The 21,198-nt window shown below is 41.3% G+C and carries 16 protein-coding genes; 9 read left to right on the forward strand and 7 right to left on the reverse strand.

Annotated features, from left to right (window positions below):
• Positions 1 to 13 precede the first annotated feature (13 nt).
• Entirely contained in the window at positions 14 to 859 is an 846-nt protein-coding gene (locus PI95_RS20570) for a sterol desaturase family protein (RefSeq protein WP_039752542.1), read from the reverse strand.
• A 147-nt stretch (positions 860 to 1,006) separates the two neighbouring features.
• Here PI95_RS20570 and PI95_RS20575 point away from each other — a divergent pair, with 147 nt between their 5' ends.
• The 6 genes from PI95_RS20575 (at position 1,007) to PI95_RS20600 (ending at position 6,805) form a co-directional block, all read left to right on the forward strand.
• Positions 1,007 to 2,038 carry a ferritin-like domain-containing protein gene (locus tag PI95_RS20575; protein WP_039752540.1) on the forward strand — a complete coding sequence of 344 codons (1,032 nt, stop codon included), beginning with the start codon at positions 1,007 to 1,009 and terminating at the stop codon, positions 2,036 to 2,038.
• 114 nt (positions 2,039 to 2,152) lie between these two features.
• Positions 2,153 to 3,346, forward strand: coding sequence for a hypothetical protein (locus tag PI95_RS20580; protein ID WP_039752539.1), 1,194 nt, complete (start codon positions 2,153 to 2,155; stop codon positions 3,344 to 3,346).
• Complete coding sequence (locus tag PI95_RS20585; protein ID WP_052325732.1) at positions 3,343 to 4,437, forward strand: Rieske 2Fe-2S domain-containing protein; 1,095 nt, start codon at positions 3,343 to 3,345, stop codon at positions 4,435 to 4,437. The genes PI95_RS20580 and PI95_RS20585 overlap by 4 nt, the downstream gene beginning before the upstream one ends.
• Positions 4,438 to 4,520: 83 nt before the next feature.
• Positions 4,521 to 4,808, forward strand: a complete 288-nt coding sequence (locus PI95_RS20590) for a 2Fe-2S iron-sulfur cluster binding domain-containing protein (RefSeq protein ID WP_039752537.1) — start codon at positions 4,521 to 4,523, stop codon at positions 4,806 to 4,808.
• 2 nt (positions 4,809 to 4,810) lie between these two features.
• A complete protein-coding gene (locus PI95_RS20595) occupies positions 4,811 to 5,833 on the forward strand; it encodes a Rieske 2Fe-2S domain-containing protein (protein WP_039752536.1) in 1,023 nt (340 codons plus the stop codon).
• 219 nt (positions 5,834 to 6,052) lie between these two features.
• Entirely contained in the window at positions 6,053 to 6,805 is a 753-nt protein-coding gene (locus tag PI95_RS20600; RefSeq protein ID WP_039752535.1) for a sterol desaturase family protein, read from the forward strand.
• Here the strand turns inward: PI95_RS20600 and PI95_RS20605 are convergent.
• From PI95_RS20605 to PI95_RS20625, 5 genes are all read right to left on the reverse strand, one after another.
• A complete protein-coding gene (locus PI95_RS20605) occupies positions 6,774 to 9,686 on the reverse strand; it encodes a pentapeptide repeat-containing protein (protein ID WP_052325731.1) in 2,913 nt (970 codons plus the stop codon). The two genes, PI95_RS20600 and PI95_RS20605, sit on opposite strands and share 32 nt — an antisense overlap.
• On the reverse strand, positions 9,683 to 12,472 hold the full coding sequence (locus PI95_RS20610) for an eIF2A-related protein (protein ID WP_163519047.1): 2,790 nt from the start codon (positions 12,470 to 12,472) through the stop codon (positions 9,683 to 9,685). The genes PI95_RS20605 and PI95_RS20610 overlap by 4 nt, the downstream gene beginning before the upstream one ends.
• Positions 12,473 to 12,604: 132 nt before the next feature.
• Positions 12,605 to 12,886, reverse strand: coding sequence for a hypothetical protein (locus PI95_RS20615; RefSeq protein ID WP_163519048.1), 282 nt, complete (start codon positions 12,884 to 12,886; stop codon positions 12,605 to 12,607).
• Positions 12,887 to 12,908: 22 nt separating this feature from the next.
• Complete coding sequence (locus PI95_RS20620) at positions 12,909 to 13,859, reverse strand: AAA family ATPase (protein WP_039752532.1); 951 nt, start codon at positions 13,857 to 13,859, stop codon at positions 12,909 to 12,911.
• A complete protein-coding gene (locus tag PI95_RS20625; RefSeq protein WP_039752531.1) occupies positions 13,844 to 14,836 on the reverse strand; it encodes a hypothetical protein in 993 nt (330 codons plus the stop codon). Before PI95_RS20625 ends, PI95_RS20620 begins: the two co-directional genes overlap by 16 nt.
• Before the next feature lie 444 nt (positions 14,837 to 15,280).
• On the opposite strand from PI95_RS20625, the gene PI95_RS20630 reads away from it, so the two are divergent.
• The 3 genes from PI95_RS20630 to PI95_RS20640 all read left to right on the forward strand — a co-directional run bounded on the left by PI95_RS20630 (position 15,281) and on the right by PI95_RS20640 (position 18,006).
• Positions 15,281 to 15,892 carry an acyltransferase gene (locus tag PI95_RS20630; RefSeq protein ID WP_039752529.1) on the forward strand — a complete coding sequence of 204 codons (612 nt, stop codon included), beginning with the start codon at positions 15,281 to 15,283 and terminating at the stop codon, positions 15,890 to 15,892.
• An 84-nt stretch (positions 15,893 to 15,976) separates the two neighbouring features.
• Positions 15,977 to 17,509 carry a GH3 family acyl-acid amido synthetase gene (locus tag PI95_RS20635; RefSeq protein WP_039752528.1) on the forward strand — a complete coding sequence of 511 codons (1,533 nt, stop codon included), beginning with the start codon at positions 15,977 to 15,979 and terminating at the stop codon, positions 17,507 to 17,509.
• A 140-nt stretch (positions 17,510 to 17,649) separates the two neighbouring features.
• Positions 17,650 to 18,006 carry a hypothetical protein gene (locus PI95_RS20640; protein WP_163519049.1) on the forward strand — a complete coding sequence of 119 codons (357 nt, stop codon included), beginning with the start codon at positions 17,650 to 17,652 and terminating at the stop codon, positions 18,004 to 18,006.
• A gap of 193 nt (positions 18,007 to 18,199) precedes the next feature.
• On the opposite strand, the gene PI95_RS20645 is transcribed toward PI95_RS20640, so the two are convergent.
• Positions 18,200 to 20,872, reverse strand: coding sequence for a DEAD/DEAH box helicase (locus PI95_RS20645; RefSeq protein ID WP_039752524.1), 2,673 nt, complete (start codon positions 20,870 to 20,872; stop codon positions 18,200 to 18,202).
• Positions 20,873 to 21,198: the final 326 nt, after the last annotated feature.

Here is a 21,198-nt window from a genome sequence, read left to right on the forward strand (position 1 = left end):
GTGACCGAACTTTTTAGATAGTTCGGTCATTACTAAGAGACGACTTGATACTTTTATACTCCAGAAGACTCACAGGAAACATAATTCCTGGTTTTTTGGTAGTAGGATTCAATGTGTTGAATACCCTGTCCCAAAATCCATGAATGCCATAGTTTCCATGAAAGGAAGTGTGATGAAGATCGTGAAAATTTGATGGGATGAAAAATATTGACAAAGAACTATGACCTTCTAGATTGTAAGCATTGCCTATAAAGCTCCATGCACAAAGTTGAGTGATGTCATATCCAAATATAAAGATAGGTAAAACGTCTGTGAGGGTAACAATAATATATTCAAGAAGACTCTTATGACCAGCAACAAAACTTGATGAATCGCTAAACTCGTGATGTTTCAGATGGATTTTATACAATAATTTTGTGTGAAAGAGCCGATGGGAAACGTAAAAACATAAATCAGCAGCAACTATTCTCATCAAAAACCATCCAAGGTTTAAGAGTAAGCTATTTCCTCTATGAACCTCCGGAGCTAGATATAGAATTATTAATGCTGATATAAAAGCTTTGATTTCTCCTGTAATGATGCCTTTTACAGTAAATGAAGGAAATGGTTGCTTTTTTACTTTCTTGACTCTTGCATTTAGTTTCTCCCTCCAAACATCGTTAGTTTTTATTTTTTCAATCAAAAAACCAATACCATAAAATGAGATAGAACCAACGAGCCAGTACAATAGCACCTGGGTTATAAAGTTGATTTCGATATTGTTTAAGAGAAAATAGAATGCCTGCTGAACAATCGCGCAACTAATAGCGATTTTTATATAAAATTCGAGTTCAAAACAGAGATTAAAAAGTTTTTGCATCTCTCTATCCTTAAAGTAGAGTCATCGTACTGGCACTTGCTACACGAACAGAGCTTACCTACGTGGGCTGAAAGGCTTATTTTTCCTTGGTTTGGATAGCTGCACCCTTCCAGGGTGTGGGTTAGTATAAATTTTACAACAAATCCTATGAATATTGAACGCAAAACCGCTGGATTCGACCTACCCCACCTACAACAGCAAGACAAACTGCATCGCTTATTGTCCTCAACCCTTTTGAAGAGAGGGGGAGATGGGGGAGAGGGGGGAGACAAGGAGATGGGGAGACAAGGAGACAAGGAGAGGGGGAGACTCCTTGAAGATAGGGGAGATGAGGAAGCAAATTTTCCTTGTCCCCTTGTCCCCTTGTCCCCTTGTCCCCTTGTCTCCCCCTCCCCCCCTCCTCCTTGGGATGCCACACACTTCAACCTGCATAATGTAGAAATCTTTACCGATGCTACTTTAAACGAGCAAGTTGAGATTTTACAACTTTGTAGCTACGGACTGCTAGAAGAATCCTACTTTATTGAGAAAGCGGGTATGGGTTACATGGCAAAAATGGTGCTGTTGGCAGAAACGACAGAAGAAAGAATGCTTTATGCTCTTTTTTGTGGTGATGAAGCTAACCACTTCGCGCAAATTAGCCGTTTCTTACCAACTCCCGAACCTGTGGGAAATAACTTTTTCCTACGCTTTTTAGGAGATTTGATAGAAAGTCAAGATAAAACCGTGCTGCTGTTCGTGCTACAAGTAGTGCTTGAGGGTTGGGGTTTAAGCCATTATCGCAGTCTCGCTAAAGACTGTGTAGATCGAGATTTGGCTTTGATGTTACATTCGTTTTTGCAAGACGAAAGCCGTCACCACGCTACAGGAGTAACGCTATTTGACCGAATCTGCGTGACACCATCAAGCCAACAGACGATAATCGAGACACTTGCATCATTTTTGCAGATGGTGCAAGTGGGACCTCAAAGCGTTGTAGCTGCAATTGAGAAAGTCAAAGGTGATTTATCCCGGCAACAGAAAGTAAAGATTTTTGCCGAATTGGATACAGAAACTCATAGTGGTAGTCGTTTGAAATTGTTGCGATCGCTCATGAGTCACTCCCATGCAGAAATCATACTTCAACAACTGCAAGAGCGAAAATCATTTCACCCTTTCCCACCCCACAAATGTGTATAAAAGCTCATATAAAACTCGTAGTAAGCGCTTCAGCGCTTTAATCCTTAAGCGCTTTAGCGCTTACTACATTCTTTAATTATGAATTATGAATTAATAATTATTAATTAGATTAACATGAACACAACACTCAACGAACCCAAACAAAACACCCTTTTAGAAAATCCCCAAGTCTACCGCAAACTACAAATTAACCACACACGCAACAAACAACAAGACCACACGCAACTGCTTGACGAAGCTGCTGCCGCATTTAAATATGAAGATTGCAAAGATGTCTATTGGAACCCAGAAGAATTCTCTTTACTTTACGGTACACCTGTATGGTCACAAGCAAGCCCTCGTCAAAAAGTTATCTTAAATCAACTTTATTGGGTAGCTTATTATTCCCAAATTATCTCCGCCGAAATTGCCACAATCTTCTTTAATCAAACTAGCGCAGCCGGACTTTATGCTCAAGAAGATTTTCGTCTAGTTTGTGATATGCTTGACTTAGAATCAGCCCAAGAACGCGCTCATATAAACGCTTTTCAAACAGTTTCCCACCAAGTAGAAGCCGCATTATTTGGCAAGCGAATTTTCTCCTATACGATGCGCGGACCATTTGCGGAAACGATGATTTTCGCCGATACCAACACCTTCAAAAGATTCTGGAAAAAGCTGCAATTACAAACCTTTGGACTTTTATCATCAGATAATACCTTCTTGGCTTGCCAATACTTCACCGTGCGGGGTGTGCGAACACTCAACGGTAAGTTAGTACAGCATAAGTTAAGCAATTATTATCAGAAACATCCCGACCAAGAAAACGCTCCCATCCCTGCAAAGATATCTTACTATCACTTCATGGATGAAAGCTTTCATTTTAACAGTTCGACAATTATATCCCATGATGTGATTTCGTGTTTGAAACCGCCGACAGCATTTGAGAAGTTAGTCGCTAACTTGGGTTTGCGTGGTTGTCAAAAAGACCATTATCATTTTAGTGCGGTTATAAACGGGATTTTTTGGTACGATCCGGCATTGTATGCAGCGATTTATCAAGTCTTGCGATCGCAATCTTTTAGCATGAGCGATATTGAAGCAAAAGAAATGATGCGTCTTAGCTTCACCCAAGAATCAGAAGGACTACATCGCAGCTATCAAACCCACACCGAAGCAATGGAATCTTATAAAGTTTACCTCGATAAACTCAACTACGTTTGGCAAAGTAATAAACAAATGTCCCTCATGGCATCAAATTCTATTCCTAAATATTTAGAAATGCAACAAAAGTCATTTTCCTCGTTTTTACACTCACAGAGAAAATGAATCAATTTCAAAATCAAAACACACAACCGATTGTGAAGATGAAAATCTTCAACAATTGGGATATTATCGCTAAAGGCTGGTATATTGCTTGTCCAAGCAAAGAAATACCAAAAGGTCAAGCAAAATCTTTAAATCTTTGTGGACAACAAATCGTTATTTTTCGCGGAGAAGATGGAAATATTCGCGCATTAGATGCTTATTGCCCACATTTAGGAACTGATTTAGGAATTGGACGAGTTGATGGTAATTTCATTCGCTGTTTTTTTCATCATTGGGCATTTGATGGTGAGGGAAACTGTCAAGACATTCCTTGTCAATCAACAATTCCCGATAAAGCGAAACTGCAATCTTATGCAACTGACGAAAAATATGATTTTATTTGGGTTTATCCAGATAAAGAAGCACCAAATAAAGTAGTTGAATTTGATGAACTTAAAGATAAACCTCTCGTGACAATACATGACAAAGCTTTCGAGAGAAGCTGTCATCACCACATTTGCATGATGAATGGCATTGATGCTCAACATCTGCAAACCGTACATAAATTAAATATTAAAATGGATTTATCCTTACAACAAAATGAATCCGGTACAATTGTTGATTTTACACTGAGCGGTGAATTTCCCCAAACGACAACAAGAGAGCGAATAGGGCAAAAAATTCTCGGCGAACATTATGAATATACGATGAGATATGCAGATGGCTGTATCGGACTTTTAACTATTATGAAAAAAGTTCGTATTGTGCCACCATTACATATGATTTACGCTTACACCCCTCTAGAAACGGGTAGAACGCGCATTCAACCTATTTATGTTGCAAAAGAAAGAAAAGGTATTTTCGGTTGGGTTATTACGCGAATGTTGCTTTTGCTAACTAAATTAGCTTACTATTTCTTGCGTGGTGAAGATGGCATGATTTATGACAATATTCGCTACAATCCTCAGGCAATTATTAATATAGATATGCCGTTAGTTAAATATATGCAGTATGTAAATCAACTTGAAGCGTCTGTATGGTCGAAAAATAAATTTTTATTAGCCAAAGAAGATTTATTTAACGAACCGCAGAGTACGCAGCGGAAAGTTTGAGCGGAGGTTTCCTCCGATCAAAGCTTTCCAAGAGAGAGTTCACAGAGGAATGAGGAAGAGAGAGAATTTTTGCGTAAGTCCTAATGAATAAACATATTATTCGCTTTACCCAAAGCAATTATCAACCAATTAGTCTAGAAAAACATCAAAAACTTTCTGAATATCTGACGGTACAAAATTCTCCGGTGTTATTTGGCTGTCGGACGGGAATTTGTGGAACTTGTCTGGTAGTTGTAGAAGGGGATATTCCACCACCCAGTGAGGAAGAAAAGGAAATTTTAGAGATATTTGCACCGGGAAATGAACAAGCAAGACTTGCTTGTCAGATAGATTTAACAAACGATATAGATATAAAAATTTATGCGGGGTAAAAGTGAGATTTGAGGATTTTTGGTATGTTGTTTGTGAGAGTAAGCAACTAAAATTGAAGACGATACTGCAACGCACAGTTTTAGATGAATGGCTGGTGGTGTTTCGTGGTGATGATGGGAAAGCTGTTGTATTGCGCGATCGCTGTATGCACAGAAACAGCCGTCTGTCTCATGGTAAAATCTGTAAAGGCAATATTCAGTGTCCTTACCACGGTTGGGTTTACGACAAAACCGGCAAAGTTGTAGCTGTACCTGCTGAAGGTGAAAATTTTCAAGTTACCGATGCTCGTCGCGTGTTATGTTATGACACACAAGAGCAAGATGGATATGTTTATGTGCGATTGACGCAAAAGCCAAGTCAAGAATTTGCGCCTTTCAAAATGCCTTGCTATAAACAACCAGGATGGGAAACAGTACGTGTCATCAACCGCTTTCGCAACAATGTCACCAACTGTGCGGAAAACTTCATCGACATTCCCCACACTGCATCAGTTCATCCGGGAGTCTTCCGCACACCTTGCGCTTCACAGCTAGAAATGACAGTCCAAAGACGCAACGGTTCAGTATTCGCATCCTACCGTAACGAAACAACAAATCTCGGTTGGTTTACACACTTCCTCAACTCTCAAGGTTACGAAATTCGTCATATCGACAGCTTTCACATGCCGAATATCACCAGCGTTGAGTATGATATGGGAACGCACAGAAAACTTTTCATCACCAGTCAGTCGATTCCCGAAGCTGCGGATTCAACTTTAGTTTACACTGACGTAACTTTCAACTACGGCATTTGGAACAAGTTAGCACGACCTTTTGTCAAATGGACTGCTCAATATATTATCCGTCAAGATGTCGCAGCTTTAAACATCCAGTGGCAAGTAATTGAAAAATACGGCAGCAATTTTGCCAACACTCCCGCTGATACAATCCACATCTTTGTCGAATCTATCCGCAACAAAATCGCTGAAGGAGAAGACCCTAGAAACTTACCAGAAAAATCTGTAGAAATCAAGTTTTGGGTGTGAACTACATTCATTAAGACTTACGCAAAAACTCTCTCAAACTCTTATTCCTCTGTTACCTCTGTGTCCTCTGCGGTTCGTTATTCGATTATTCGTCCGTAAGTCCTATTCATAAAAAGAAGTGGCAAAATAAAGCCACTTCGTAATTCCCAGGTAGAACCTGAGAAATATTATAAATAAAATTCCACTTGCAAATGGTGTAAAGAGACACTGTTTTTTGAAATGTTAGTTTTTTTTGCCTTCGTGATTTTGCTGACGCTGACTGTGGCTAATGACAACAAACTTACTTTATTTCGCTTAAAAAAGCGTGAAGACTGGTTTGTAGATGGAATTAATCTATTTTTTCAGGGAATTTTGATTCCCATACTGCAAATAACTGTTATATATCAACTTTATCAGCATTTGCTTCCCAATTTTCAATCTTCTCTAAATCTGCACCCCATCGTTGCATTTTGCTTCAGCTTCGTGTTTGTAGATTATCTATATTACTGGAATCATCGCTTATTTCATACCCGTTGGCTGTGGTATGTCCATCAAGTGCATCACACAGTTACACAAATGGATGTTTTAGGAACTTCTCGCAATACTTTGTGGACAAGCTTTCTAATTATTTACTTGTGGGTTCACGCTTTATTTATCTACCTGCTGCAAGATTCAAGTTGGTATGTTGCAGGTGTCAGCTTGAGTTCGGCTTTAGATTTGTGGAGACATAGTGTTTTTACACCCAAACCAACATCTTTATTTTACCGCTGTTTGTCACCTTGGCTCATTCTACCCCAGAATCATGCTTGGCATCACGCCAGCAGCGGTACTGTTGGTAATTATGGAGCAAATTTCAAGCTTTGGGATAAAATACACGGGACTTATTTTGAATGCGATAAAGCACCAGATTCTTTAGGTGTGGAGACGAAGTTAAGCTTAACCCAAAAGCTATTTTTACCCTTTAATTATTCTCAGGGCGATTTGTCGTTGTAGAATACAAACTTATCAAAACCTTAGCTAATTCACCTGGTTTAAATATTCTACCGTTTAACTCTGGTTTGCGACCGGGATCGGGGTTGTTCTTAGTGGGTATTTGCGTGTAGATATAATCACACTCTACTCCGACTAATTTTGTTTCTGGTGTCAGTTCACATTTATAAATATAAGCACCTGTGAGTTGAGCGATCGCTAAATTTGTTTTTCTCAATTTAGTATGCAACAATTTTGCGCGTGAGAGGTTAGCACCTTGCAAGTCTGCTTCACTCAAATCTGTATTTATAAAACTAGCATCAACAAGGTTTGCTCCTCGTAAATTAATTCCCCGCAAATCTAAATTATCAAACTTCTGATTTTGTCCATTATTAGTAACCAACAATTGTTGTACTAAAGGATACTGTAAATAACTGTCACCGCAAGCACGGTTAAGTCGTTTTGCCCCAAACCAGCGCGTACCGTTAATTTTGGCTTGTCTAAAGTTGGCAGCTTTCAGCGTGGCTTGGGTAAATTCCACATTCGTCAAGTCAGATTTAGCAAAATTAGTACCACCTGCGGAGGCAAAGGCAAGAGCACAATTGCGAACTGAGGTAAATTTAACATTGCCGGATATAGCCTGCAAACCAATATAAGCGCTAAGTTGGATAGTTGCTAAAGAGGTAACAATTGAGGAGGCAATTGGCAGATTTGAAGCACCAGAAGTGGCTAGAAAACCCACTATCAGTAGCATTGATGTAATGACAACGCTAACAGACCAAAATAAGGCGATTATTTGATTGCCTGATTCTGCCCAAGTTAGGGCGATACTAACAGCTATAATTACTGCTGTAGCCCAAGTTACAGCTAAAGCCGTAATTAAGAATGCAGCGATATATATGAAATAAGGCAAGGAATCTGTCGAAAAGTTGTTAATAAACCCTAAAGTAAACAACAAAGCAAATAAAACTGGTATAGAGATAATTGTAGCGATCGCACTACGCAGGTTAGCTACCCCTGCCAACATCAAAAATATCGCCATAATCAAAGCTATGAGCAGAGTAGATATTAGTAACGAAGTTAGCTGGTTGGTTGAACTAGAAAGCCCAATCCAGCTAAAACCTAAAGCTATAGCGACAATAATTCCCACAAAAACGACAAGCGTGACAGACATCTTTACCAAAGTTATTTCTGGAAGAGCGGCTTCAAATGCTAAAGCTAAAGCTAAATAAAGAGCAATTGCAATGAAAGCTAGAAAAATAGTGATATGGCTTTTACCTGCTACCAAAGCGATCGCGAAAATTATCGCTGTTAAAACTAAATGAAATCTTATCCATCTAAATTTACCCCAAAAATGCAACCTTATATTAGTTTCTAACTGATTTTTCCTGCTATTTTCATAGAAACGGGTAAAGGCAAAACCTAAACCGAGTGCGATCGCGACAACTAATAAAGATACCTCAATTGGCATCGACTGTAGCGAATTCTTGGATGATGAACTGACGCTTGCAAGCATCAACGTCGGCAAAGCAATTCCCATCAAAGCCAGCGCTACAGCAACCCAAGCTGTATTTACACCCTTGCGAACAGTCCAAAAGCAGTTAAAGGTAAACACAATTACTATAATTATCAAAACAATTGCCCAAGCGATCGCATTGTCACTTTCATCGGGCAATCGCAGGGTTTTAATCGGAAAGTTGAAAAGCAAACCGATTAACAATGCTGCCGGAGCTAACAACAGCGTTATCATTAAACTTGTCTGTAAGCATAATCGCCAACCTTTGCGAATATTAGCAATGCTACTTACCGCAAATATTAATAAACTCACGACGCTTGTAGAAATGAAAGTATTATTATAATTCCTGTAATTTTCTCGTATTAGTGAATTTAACGATTCTCCCCACCCAGCACCAAGCAGCGATACAGTAGCGCTAGATAAAAACAACAACAAAAAGCAGCAAAACATCAAACCAAATGCCCCACGAGGTTGTAACCCAGTTTTTGCATAGCTAAAATTTGCCCCGACTAACTTGGCATTTACAAAGTTTGCTCCGCGTAAATCTGCATAGCTGAAGTTTGCTTGAGTTAAATCTCGATTTTTGAAAGACTTTCCCCGCAAATTTTGACCGCTGAAATCCTGCTTTGGTGGTAAACTAGGCTTTCCCAGATTTTCTTTGAGGCTTTCGGGAATGGGAAATTCCTGTCCAGCAATTTCGATTGTCCCTGACTCAGAAATTTTACTAAGTTGCTCAATAGCTTCTTGCAAATCACCACGAGAAAAGCTTGCCATTCCACGAGCGTAAAGCAATAAAGGTTCTAATTTTGCTTCTTCTAAGGTTTCTGCAAAGCTTTCTATTAAAGAAGATAAGCGCAGGATTTCTGTGTTTTGCGTCGAATCGACTTCTAAAACATCTAATTGAAGTTTATTAAAGGCTTGTGCAATTTGCTCGACTGCCTTTCCCGGTTTGGCGTAAGCTAAAGCTGTCCACTGTTGAGCTTCGGCAAAGTCCCGCACATCAATATCATTGCTGTGGAGTTGGCGATCGACATATTCCACTAAAAAGTCAGATAGTTGCAAAATTCGGTCTTGGTGAAAGTCGTCGTCACAAAACTTTTTGTCAGCTTTTAAACGACGCAACAGTTCATTTCGCACTGCGCTATCGATTTCGTAAAGTTCGTGTCCTACTTCTTGGCACAAACTAGAAAGTAACAAATCTGCTACCGATTCCCAAGGAATGTTGAGCAATTCACCGTGAATATCTTGTTGAAAATTAGCCCACAAACTATATAATAGTTGCGGAGTCAGAGCCAGTGGAAAAGCTGCATGATAAGCCAAGTAGAGATGAGGCTTGCCAAAGCGTTTTTCAAACGAATCTATTCGGCGGATGGCAACTGTAGGTTTCATTGGCGGTAGGGTGTAAACTGACCTCTTAAATGGGCGATCGCTCCCTGCAATCCCTGACGGCTAAACTCAAACATCGGTACTAAAAGAGCGATTTTACCAGCCGATGTGCCAGCCCAACGAGATTGAGGCATCGGATTTAACCATGCAACATAGCGCACTTTCTGCTTAAGTTGCTGCAAAAATTGCTCAGTTAACTTGATGCGTTCTGCATTCAAACCACCACGAGCTGCACCTGCATCACTAAAAATCATCACACCTGCGAAGAGTGAGTAACTCGCAAGGATATCGTTTAATAATTCAGCTTCGCAAAGGCTAGGGTCGTGGTAAATATATTTATCAGCACAGTTGTGAAAATAATAAACATCTGCTTTAGCTAAACGTCCACCCTGGACTGCTGTTTCTCCCAAGCGGCAAGATAACGTGTGGAATGGTACCATCGAACCATCTCGATCAATTAACAGCAGCAACTCAGCTTGATTGACTCGTCTGGGCATTAAACTAGGTTTGAGGAATACACCCTGACGGGCAAACTCGCTCACAGTCGCTTCTATGTCAAGTTCCGTGGCTGGACCTTCCCTAACAAACCGTCGCAAATAACGCCAACTTTGCTTCATTTGCCGACGAGTTACGGGGAAGTATTCAGCTAACTCAATGCCAACTGCTTGCCGCACTGCTTGCACAACTTGCACCACATCTTCAGGCGATCGCTTCTTTTCAAAAGTCGATGCAGCAGGTGTAGAATCAGCTTTAGACTCATCATTTGCTTGCTTTTGGCGCGATTTGGCATTACGTTCTTGTAAGTACCTCATAATCGCGTATTGCATCAAGCACAAACACAAAGCGATTAATGCAACAATAGTAAGGAATTGCCCCCATTTCTCATTGGGATTGAAAGAAGGTTTTTCAAAAACGTCAATATCTAATGAGCGAGTGTCTTTTATGCCACTTGCATCACTGAGTTCTAGCTTTACTTTCTGATAGTAAGGCTCTGAAGTGATAATCAAGCGCTTGCTATCGCGACTAAAGCTAAGACTATTGTTTCTTCCGGTAAAAGGTATTTTTCGTAACTCGTTAACCGACAGATCCCACAGACGAAGGTAGCCATCATCCGCATATGTGGCAATCCAGCGTTGATCTGAGCTCAAAGCGACACTTCTAACTTTTCCTCGATGTCTCAATCCTCGCCATTGCTTCCCAGATGGATCTTGGAAAGGTTGCCACAAACGTGAAATGCGATCGCTCTCTGAAGCTGTGACAATACGCTGTCCATCTAAACTAAAGTTGATAAAATCAACATTTGGTTGTTTTAGTTCTGCCAGCTTTTTGCCCGACAAAATATCCAGCACAATCACCTTATCTTGTGTTGTAAGAGCGATCTGCTGTCCATTCGGACTTAATTCTACGTAACGACTGGGGAAATAATCTTTGAATTGCTTTTGCGAAAAGTTAGATTCTCCCAACTTCTTACCAGACATATCCCACAAACGGACAGAGAATTCTCCGAGCGAGTTTTCTGAGGAATCTTTCCACAATATCGTCATCAACCACTGTCCATTAGCACTAAAAGCAGCAAGATTGGGACTATTTTCACCGAGATCGGCAATCTTTTTACCTGAGATATCCCAGAGAAAAATCCTCTCATTGTCAGTTGAATAATCCCCGGAAGCGGTGACTATGCGTTGACTATCGGGACTAAAGATAATTTTATAAATCGGTTTCTGATGCTTTAATTGCCCTACCTGTTTACCGGAAACATCCCATATCCGAACCAAGCCATCACCCGATGCAGTGGCTAAACGCTTACCGTCAGGGCTAAAACTTATATCATTGATTTTACCTTGATGCTGTAAGTCTTTTCCTATTTGCTGATGCGATGAATTCCACAAGCGAACAATATTTTTGTCTTCTGTGGTGGCGAAATACGATCCATCAGGGGTAAAGATTAGTTGGAACTCACTATCATCTTTATCGTTAGTCTGCCACCAATATTCAAATTCCCCTATTTGTTTACCAGAAAGATCCAACACACTAACGCTTTTATTAGTGTATTTTTCAGCTTTGCCAACTAACCTGTATTTTCCATTTTCACCTTCTTCTAACTTTAGCCAAGGTGGTATCTTTACAGCAGTAATCTTCAGTTTATCGTTTTCCTTTGCTTTACAAAATGAAACCTCTTTCTTGTAATCTTCGCCCTGTATGGCTTGTTTACTCGGTGTATCCAGGAAATAAGGACATTTTCTCGGTTGGGGTCTGACTAACCAAATGGATACTCCCGCAACTAGCAACAAAGTACTCCCCCAAACTAGCTTACGAGTGAGAGAAAGCCTTGGTAAGTTAAAGCCTCGTTTCTTTTTTTCCGGCTCTAATTTTGGCAGAATGGGAGCATCATCTAATAAAGTAGACAATTCCGCTTCTTCAGCCATCACTTGCTCAAAGTGATAGTTAAACAGCAGCCTTTCTTCGTCTGACTTAACCCACAAAGTACGGCATAATCTAGCTAAAGCCTCCTGGTCTTTGATACCAAAACCAGACTGAAGAGCGTTTAGCGCCAGTTTATACTCATCAATGCCTAATGGTAAACCTGCTTTTCGCAGTCGGTCAAAAAGTTTCAGTAGTGGTAGTTGCAAGTTAAAGTCTTTGCTCATAGTAATTAGTGCTAAACAGTCATCCGATTTTGGATTTTGGATTTTGGATTTTGGATTGATCCCACGGATAAACCGTTCGGTTGTACCATCAAGTTCCAAGAAATTTAAATGTAGGGTGCGTTGCGCTGCGCGACAACGCACCTTGAATTCTTGATGGTGCGTTAGCCTATGGCATAACACACCCTACCAACTAACGAACCGCGAAGACACGAAGGACACGAAGGAAGAAGAAAAAGAAGATAGGTAATTTTGTAGCGGGAAGGGAGTAAACAGTCAACAGTCAAGCTTCAAGCGAGAAACTTCGAGTTCGGAACCTGAAACTTCGAGTTCGGAACCTGAAACTTCGTGTTCTGAACCTGAAACTTCGAGTTCTGAACCTGAAACTTCGAGTTCCGAACCTGAAACTTCGAGTTCTGAACCTGAAACTTCGAGTTCTGAACCTGAAACTTCGAGTTCCGAACCTGAAACTTCGTGTTCGGAACCTGAAACTTCGAGTTCGGAACCTGAAACTTCGTGTTCCGAACCTGAAACTTCAACACACCACGCTTCCCCCACACCACGCTTCCCCCACTCCCCATCACCCCCGCTTCTTCAGATATGCTAAATAGCGCTGATGATCTGCCCAGTTTTTGAGTAACACACCCAAAAACGGCAGCTTTCCGTCGAGTTGCTGCAAAATTTTATCCTCAGGATGCTCTTTTAGCACTTTTATCCAATCGATCAATTCGCTGGTGCTAACATTTTTACCAGCTTCACCTCTGCTGTCAGCGATCGCTTTTCGCAGTTCCTGAAAACGCTGTATAGCTTTTTGAGAAAGTTCTGGGGAGATATCTGGAAAAATGTTGCGGATAATTTGTTCGAGTCGTTTATCGTCAGGAAATTCTAGATAATGAAATAAGCAGCGACGCAAAAAGGCATCTGGCAAATCCTTTTCATCATTGCTGGTGATAAAAATTATTGGGGCTGCTTTTGCCTCAATCTTTTGATCTGTTTCTTCGACAATAAAGCATTTTTCGTCAAGTTCCAGTAACAAATCGTTGGGAAAGTCAATATCAGCTTTATCAATTTCGTCAATTAGCACAACGCAGGGTTTATCGTGTTGAAATGCGCGTCCCAACGGACCCCAACGGATATAAGAAGTTGGATCGTCAAGGCGTCGGCGTTGTTCTGGTGTCAGGCGATCGCTTGCCGCTAATTGAGCATCCCGCAACCTTCCGACTGCATCGTATGTATACAAACCATCCCTGGCTCTACTAGTAGATTTTACGTACCAAGCCTCCAATTTAGGCAAACCAAATTTTCGACTAAATTCATAAGCAACTGCTTTTGCCAGCAGAGTTTTACCGCATCCGGGTTCACCTTTTAACAGCAATGGTCGCCCCAAATAAATCGCCAAATTCACTGCTTCTATCAGTTCAGGACTAGGTAAATAAGGAGATAAAAGTTGTTTATTCTCTCCTCGTTCTCCCGGTTGAGGGTGAACATTGCCTTCATATTTCAACGTTTGTCTATTTAGTACTTCAACCATGTTTTCTCTTCTTCATACCAATCGCAACAACCTGATAAGTAACATATTTGTTCCATTGCTAATTCAGGAACGCCATTATCACTATTTTCTAAAATTGTTTGTACTGTTTGCTCTAATTGCTCTGTTAGTAAGATAGGCAAATCATCCGATTCATAGTCTAACCATTTCGCCAGTTCTTCTTGAGAAAATCCGCTAATTTCAGGCAGCTTAACAGGGCTATCTGGTTGCCAGTTTGAATTAGGTTCTTCTGGTGCAAACGGAACATTCCATTTGCTTACACAACCCTTCTCGTCAATCAAGAACATTATTAGCTGGAATTGACTAACTTTGGCGTTAGCACTTGTAGTTTTAATGGTTAATGGGAACCAGAAATTTTCAAGCAACTCGCGCAAGTAAATTTCTGATAAAAAATCCACATCGCGGAAAATTAGCAGCACATTCTGAGTTTGCCACCATTGGTAAACGCGATCGGCAATATCCGGGGGTAAACCTTGCCCACCTAAACCAACTCCTCGACTAAGTTCGCGCCATAAAGAAGGCACATCGCTTTTACGCGCAAGCCGATTGAGGTTAAATTGCACGACTTTTGCTGTAATGCTATTAGGAACGTGCTGTTGCACCAAGCGATTCAACAGCCAACCTTGTCCATAATCGGGTAAGCCATGAATCAAAAAAGCTGCGACTGAATTATCAGGAATAATCCGACGAAATTTTTTTGTCTGCTCTCGATAGTTCAATTTCAGCAGCGCTCGATATAACCGTTCAACAGGTGATGCTCTCTCAAGCCGATCAATCTGTTGAGCTAGTTCATCCATTTCTGCTTCAGTTTGTTCAATTTGCTTTTCCAACTGAAAGCGAGCGATCGTACTTGCTTCAATCGCATAACTGCGTCGCAAATCTTTCAGCTTCTCAGCCTCTAAGTCATACTGTTGTTGTAATGCATCAAGTTTATGCTGTAAGTGCTGATCTGAGAACATTGACTTCCTTTTTGAGCTAATAATCTTTTCACTCATACGGCATTCCAGATTTTTGCGTTCTAGATTGCTCGCGTTTTGTGTCAATAGCTAAAACATCCCTCTAAAACTAGATTTCACTTATATAGTTTCTTCACTTCGCATCTTCTTAAATCCAGATGTATAGTATTTATGTCTCGCTTTCAAGTAGTTGTTATTGCCCATTTTTGATAGGACTTACGCAAAAATTCTCTCTTTTCCTCATTCCTCTGTGAACTCTGTGCCTCTGCGGTTCGTTTATTTCATTATTCTTGCGTAAGTCCTGTTTGATTCAAAACGCTCAAAATCTCGGTTCTTCAACAAAATCAAGATTGTGAAAAATTGCATCGAAAACAGATTTAGTATAAAAATTTAATCTAAATAAAACTGAATCAAGGTCAACGATATTATTGTTGTCTTATAAATGACATGACATTTCTCAGTACTATTCTCTCTTTGTTTCCTACTTTAGTGATGCTGATGACAGCAGCATCAATCCTTTGGATTTGCTTTTATCCAGGGATATTAAGTATTATGGCGCTTTTGATTTCTTTATACATCTTTCCCTTATTGATATATAGAATACACGAATATTTTTATCCTTTAAAAGAAGGAATCAGTTATTTAGCTGGTAAAAATTATTCGCCTTGGTGGGGAAGTCATCAAATCCAAGTAATATATATTGCCTTTCCCGCGTTAGAAACACTGTTGCGGCTTATCCCTGGTGCATTCTCATTGTGGTTGCGGTTGTGGGGCGCAAAAGTGGGTAAAAATGTTTATTGGACACCGCAGTTAGAAATAAGCGATCGCGCTTTAATCGAAATCGGCGATAATGTCGTATTCGGTAATGGCATCGGCATTTATTCTCACATCATCAAACCGAAAAAACAAGACTTACTGCTATATGTTAAAAAAGTGAAAATCGGTAACAATGTCTTTTTAGGAGCTTGGAATCACATCGCACCAGGAGTTACAATTTTAGATGGAACTTATGTTCCTGTTTTCACTCATGTTTATCCAAACAAAAAATTTAGTCAATAGTGAAAATTTAGAAACTTAATTTTGTAGTAAGGGCTTCAGCCCTGAAAATTTAAATTATGAGGGCTGAAGCCCTCACTACGTTAAATGCGCTTTATTATTAAACTATTCGCAAAGCTTCTCACACCTGCTGCTAGTCGGTTCCATCATGCACTGAAAAATCCCCAAGCATCGCAGCAAACAGTACAAAAAGCGATTATCAAACGTCTTATTCAAAGTGAATATGGTAAATCTTTAAATATCAAATCTATTACCGATTGGCATCACATCCCCATAGTTGCATACCACGATATTGAAAAGTTAATTTTGCAACAAAAGGAAACTAAAAAGCCTTTACTAACATCTGAATCAATCCTTTTTTATGAAAAAACTTCCGGAAGTCGCGGTGCTGCAAAGTTAATTCCTTACACCAAATCTTTGCTGAGTTCTTTTAATCAAATGTTCTGCGTTTGGGCGCATGATTTAATTGTGCATGGGGCAAATTTTTCAACAGGTAAAATATACTTTTGCATTTCGCCACAGTTGGGAGGAAAACAAGATGAAATCGGATTGAACAATGATTCAGAATATTTAGATAAATGGTTAAGATGGTTTCTCAGTCCTTTTTTGATTTCACCTCGCGGATTAAATCGCGTTGGTGATGCGGAAGAATTTAAAAATAAACTTTCTCACACACTTTTACTCGAAGAAAAGTTGGAAATTATCTCTATTTGGAGTCCGAGTTTTCTCAAAGTTATCCTCGATTATATTCAAAGTAATCGTACACGACTTTTGTTAGAAATAGGCGATCGCCTTTCACCTCAACGTCACCAACTGCTTCTCAATACAGAGATTCCCTGGACGCAACTTTGGCGAGAACTTAAACTTATCTCTTGTTGGGATAGCGCTAACGCTGCGGATGGTGCGGAATTTTTGCGTTTATTGTTTCCCAACGTTTTAGTACAGGGTAAAGGACTCCTTGCCACCGAAGCACCGCTAACTATCCCCTTAATTTCAGCGCAAGGATGCGTACCAATGCTGAATGAGGTGTTTTTTGAGTTTGAAGATGAAGCGGGGAAAATTTACCGTTTGCATGAATTGGAAAAAGACGGCATTTATGAGATAATTATTTCTCAGAAATCAGGATTGTATCGTTATCGAATAGGCGATCGCCTGAGCGTTACCCATTTCTATTTAAATACACCTTGTTTGCAATTTCTCGGACGCACACAAGAAATCAGCGATTTAGTAGGCGAGAAACTAAATTCTCAATTTGTGCGTCAAGTTCTCGATTCCTTACCCTTACAAAAAACATCCTTTAAAAGTTTAGTACCCGTCAAGCAACCACAACATTACGTTTTGTTACTCGACCAAACGAATGTAAATCCCCAAGAACTCGCTCAACAATTAGATAATGCCTTGCAACAATCTCCTCAATATCGCCATGCAAGGCTTCTAAATCAACTTCAACCCGTGCGAGTATTGGTATCTTCACGCATCCCGGAAATTATCGCTTTATATAAAACGCGATCGGGCAAAAAATGGGGCGACTTTAAACACGATATTCTCTCAACTACACCCATCGAACCAGAACTACTCGCGGAAATTGAATTGATTCGTAGTAAGCACTTCAGTGCTTAAAACAGGCGTTAAAACGCCTACTACAAATTTTAAATCTAAAAATCAAAAGTAGAACTAATTATTTTCCTGAAAAAACTCTCTTGACCTGTAACAGTTAATCGGATAACCTAATCGTTCAGTAAGACGTTCCTTGAAAACTTATGAACAGAAAATTAATACTGACTTTACTTTCCAGCCCGACTATTTTTGCATCTATGATGTCTATCATTGGGGTAGTAAACCCGGCACATGCGTCACAGCCAGTTCTGCGTATGAAAGACGGTCAAGCTTGTGTACGCCATCCACATGCAGGGTATAAAAACTTTGTTTGTACGCGGGTTTCACAGACAACACCCCCACCGAAAGTGAGTTCAGTACAGCAATCTGATAAAAATGTTGCCATGTTGGACTTTTCGGAAGAAGAAAGCCATGAGGCGATCGTTTTATTTGGTTGCGACTGCCCATATTGTGTAAATACTTTACGTAATCTCAAAGGTGGGCAACCTTTAGTGTATTAGGGAATAGGGCATGGGGCAATGGGCAATTGTTTAATGGGCCCTATCGCAATGGGCCCTATCGCAATGGGCCCTATCGCAATTGTTTAATGGGCAATTGTTTAATGGGCATTGGTAATAAAAAGAAGCGATCGCGTATTTCACAAAGGGATTATGCCCCATGCCCGATGCCCCATTCCCCACTCCCCACTCCCCATTACTCAACCTCCTCATTAACCGGGAACCTGTCAATAAGCTGCATTGCCCGATGAGCATTGCGGCGCAACGATTCCGGCAGATGGGGGACGTGGGGTATCTGCGATAATAAATCTAAAGTCCGGCGCAGCAACCTGACTACATCACCTTCATCTAAAGTGGTATGTTCGCACAGTTCTGTCCACGGCATACCCAGTGCCCATTGTTCGATTATGGCAATTAACTCAAATTCCAACCAAATAGGCAACGCCACGCTATACCGGCGTTGTAATTGAAACATCTGGCGGCGAATTCCCCGCAATTTTCCTAATGTTTCTACTACTTCATCACTTAAGTTGAAGTGTACTTTACTATCTGGACGTGGAGTTTCTGTCACCAAAGCCGCAGCTGCTGCTGCTAAATGGTGCGGATCTAAATTATCCAACTCCCCACTGGCAAGCGCCAAACCCAACCACAATTCATTTTCTCCGCGCATAGCGGCAGCGATTTGCCCTAATTGAGTTGGGACTAAGTTAACCAATGCGTTAAAATGTTGCAAAATTTCGATTAAGTTGACAAATTCTTCCCAATGACGTTGGGATTGTTGCTCAACTTGTTCCTGCATCAGTTGAATTTCGGCTTCGAGTTCGACACAGCGGGCTTTGCGTTTAAAAAGTGCTGGGAGATTGCCGGCTTGATGTATAGGATGAGCTTCTATTTGCTCTTGAATCGCGGCTGTGCGGCTAAGTTGTTCGGCTACTTCTGGTGGTAGTTGCACAAACTCGCTCGGATCGGGAATTATAGAAGCGATCGCTGCTGTTTGTTCATTCCCCCGGCGTGACTGTCCTGGTTTTAAAGGCATTTCCGGCGGTGGTAACAAATCAGCTTCAACTTGAATTCGCGGTAGTTCCGCATACAAATCCACGACATCCCCAGTCGTCGCTACATACCAGCGGTTATCTTGCCCCAAGCATACCAAGTAAGGCGATTGACCGGAGCCTGGGGTTTTTCCCACCAACACCGCTGTTACAGGTGTAGATACGGGAATATTCTTCCCCTTCAAACCTAAAAGCGTCCCCGACACTGCAAAGCTCAACATCATGCCCAATTCTTCTTGCCTATCTGACTGAGCCTGTTCTTGCAGAGTTTTCAAAATTTGCCTTTCTACTTTTAGCCGTTGGCGCAATTTCTCATAAACAGCAATTTCCTTTTCATCTACTGCGGCTATTTGCGCCTGAAGTTGTGCCAATTCTGCTTGCAGTTCGCCAATCTCATCATAATCTGGTCTTAAATGCAACGTCGCCATATACTGCCCAAAACTGCGCTCTATCAATTCCTTGGCTTCTTCCAAGGTGTGAGTTTGCAATAAGTTCAGTACCATCCCGTAACTTGGTGTAAATTGGCTCACCAAAGGGTCAGGTTTAGATGTTGCTAGATATGCCGCTTCTTTGGCTCCTTCAAACGGAGTTTGCAACGTCACCACGTAACCTTGCTTGTCCATCCCCCGGCGTCCGGCTCTTCCCGCCATTTGCAGAAATTCGGAAGCGTTTAACAAACGGTGTCCGGTGTCGGTACGCTTGGAAAGGGTGGAAATCACAGTTGTCCGGGCTGGCATGTTAATTCCTGCTGCCAATGTCTCGGTAGCAAAGACTACCTTAATCAGTCCTTGCTGAAAAAGTTCTTCTACCAAGACTTTCCACGCTGGTAAAATTCCCGCATGGTGTGCGGCAATTCCCCTGTATAAAGGGGCAATTTGTCCAGAACGTCCGGCATCGGGATTGCGAGCTAAAAAATCGTCAATTTGCCGTCGCAACACTTGGGACTCGTCATTATCCACCAGCCACAAATCACCCACCTCAGCCACTGCTTTATCACATCCCCGACGGCTGAAGATAAAGTAAATTGCGGGTAGCATATCCCTTTGCTGTAGCTGGCTCAGGGTGTATTCTATGCTGGGAGCTTCTGGTCTACCACCTCTACCTCTATCGGACGATCCCCTTTTTACCCTTTTAACTAAGCGGGGGTTGATTTTATTTTTGCTTTCGTTTAACAAGGGAAACAACCCCTTGGGATTGCCAAAGTTAAATTCTAAGGGGACTGGGCGAAAATCAGAGTAAATCAGGTCAGTCGGACCGTGAACTTGATTTAGCCAGTCGGTGAGTTGGTCACTGTTAGCAACTGTGGCGGAAAGGGCTACGAGTTGAACTTCACGGGGGCAATAGATAATCGATTCTTCCCAAACTGTGCCCCGTTGACGGTCGTTCATATAGTGGCACTCATCCAGCACCACCACCTCAACGTCTACTAATGAGGTGCCGACTTGCCCAATGGGTGTGCCATAGAGCATATTTCGGAAAATTTCTGTAGTCATGACTACAATCGGCGCATCTCTGTTAACAGAGATATCGCCAGTTAATAGTCCGACGAGATCGGAACCGAATTTCAAACGAAAATCACGTAACTTTTGATTTGACAGCGCCTTTAGAGGCGTCGTGTAAAATACACGTTTACCCCGCGACAAAGCGCGATAAATAGCGTATTCCCCGATTAAAGTTTTGCCGCTGCCAGTGGGCGCACAGACAACAACGGAGCTTCCAGCGTTCAGCGAGGCGATCGCATCCTTCTGAAATTGATCCAACTCAAAGGGAAATATCGTATGCGGGTCAAGTTCTGAAGACAGCGCAGGATAATTCACGTATGGGACATTTGCAACCAGTCTGTTTACTATATTAACGGCTATTTTGTCAACTTTGTCAGGAGGGAATGGGGAATTGGGCATTGGGCCCTATCGCAATGGGCAATGGGCCCTATCGCAATGGGCAATTGTTTAATGGGCAATGGGAGATTTTTTCCATGCCCCATGCCCCATGCCCCATGACGGCAGGTGCTCCACGCAGGTGATCCCCAAGACCGCACTGCCTCCCCCATGCCCCATGCCCAAGGACGTGAACCTGGACAAAAATGGACAGGCTTCATCTTGCAGGTTCGTTGGGCATCGCGGATCTTTAAAACAAGCCTGTC

It is taken from the genome of Hassallia byssoidea VB512170 (genome assembly GCF_000817785.2).
In the GTDB taxonomy this organism is placed as follows: domain Bacteria; phylum Cyanobacteriota; class Cyanobacteriia; order Cyanobacteriales; family Nostocaceae; genus Hassallia; species Hassallia carrinoi.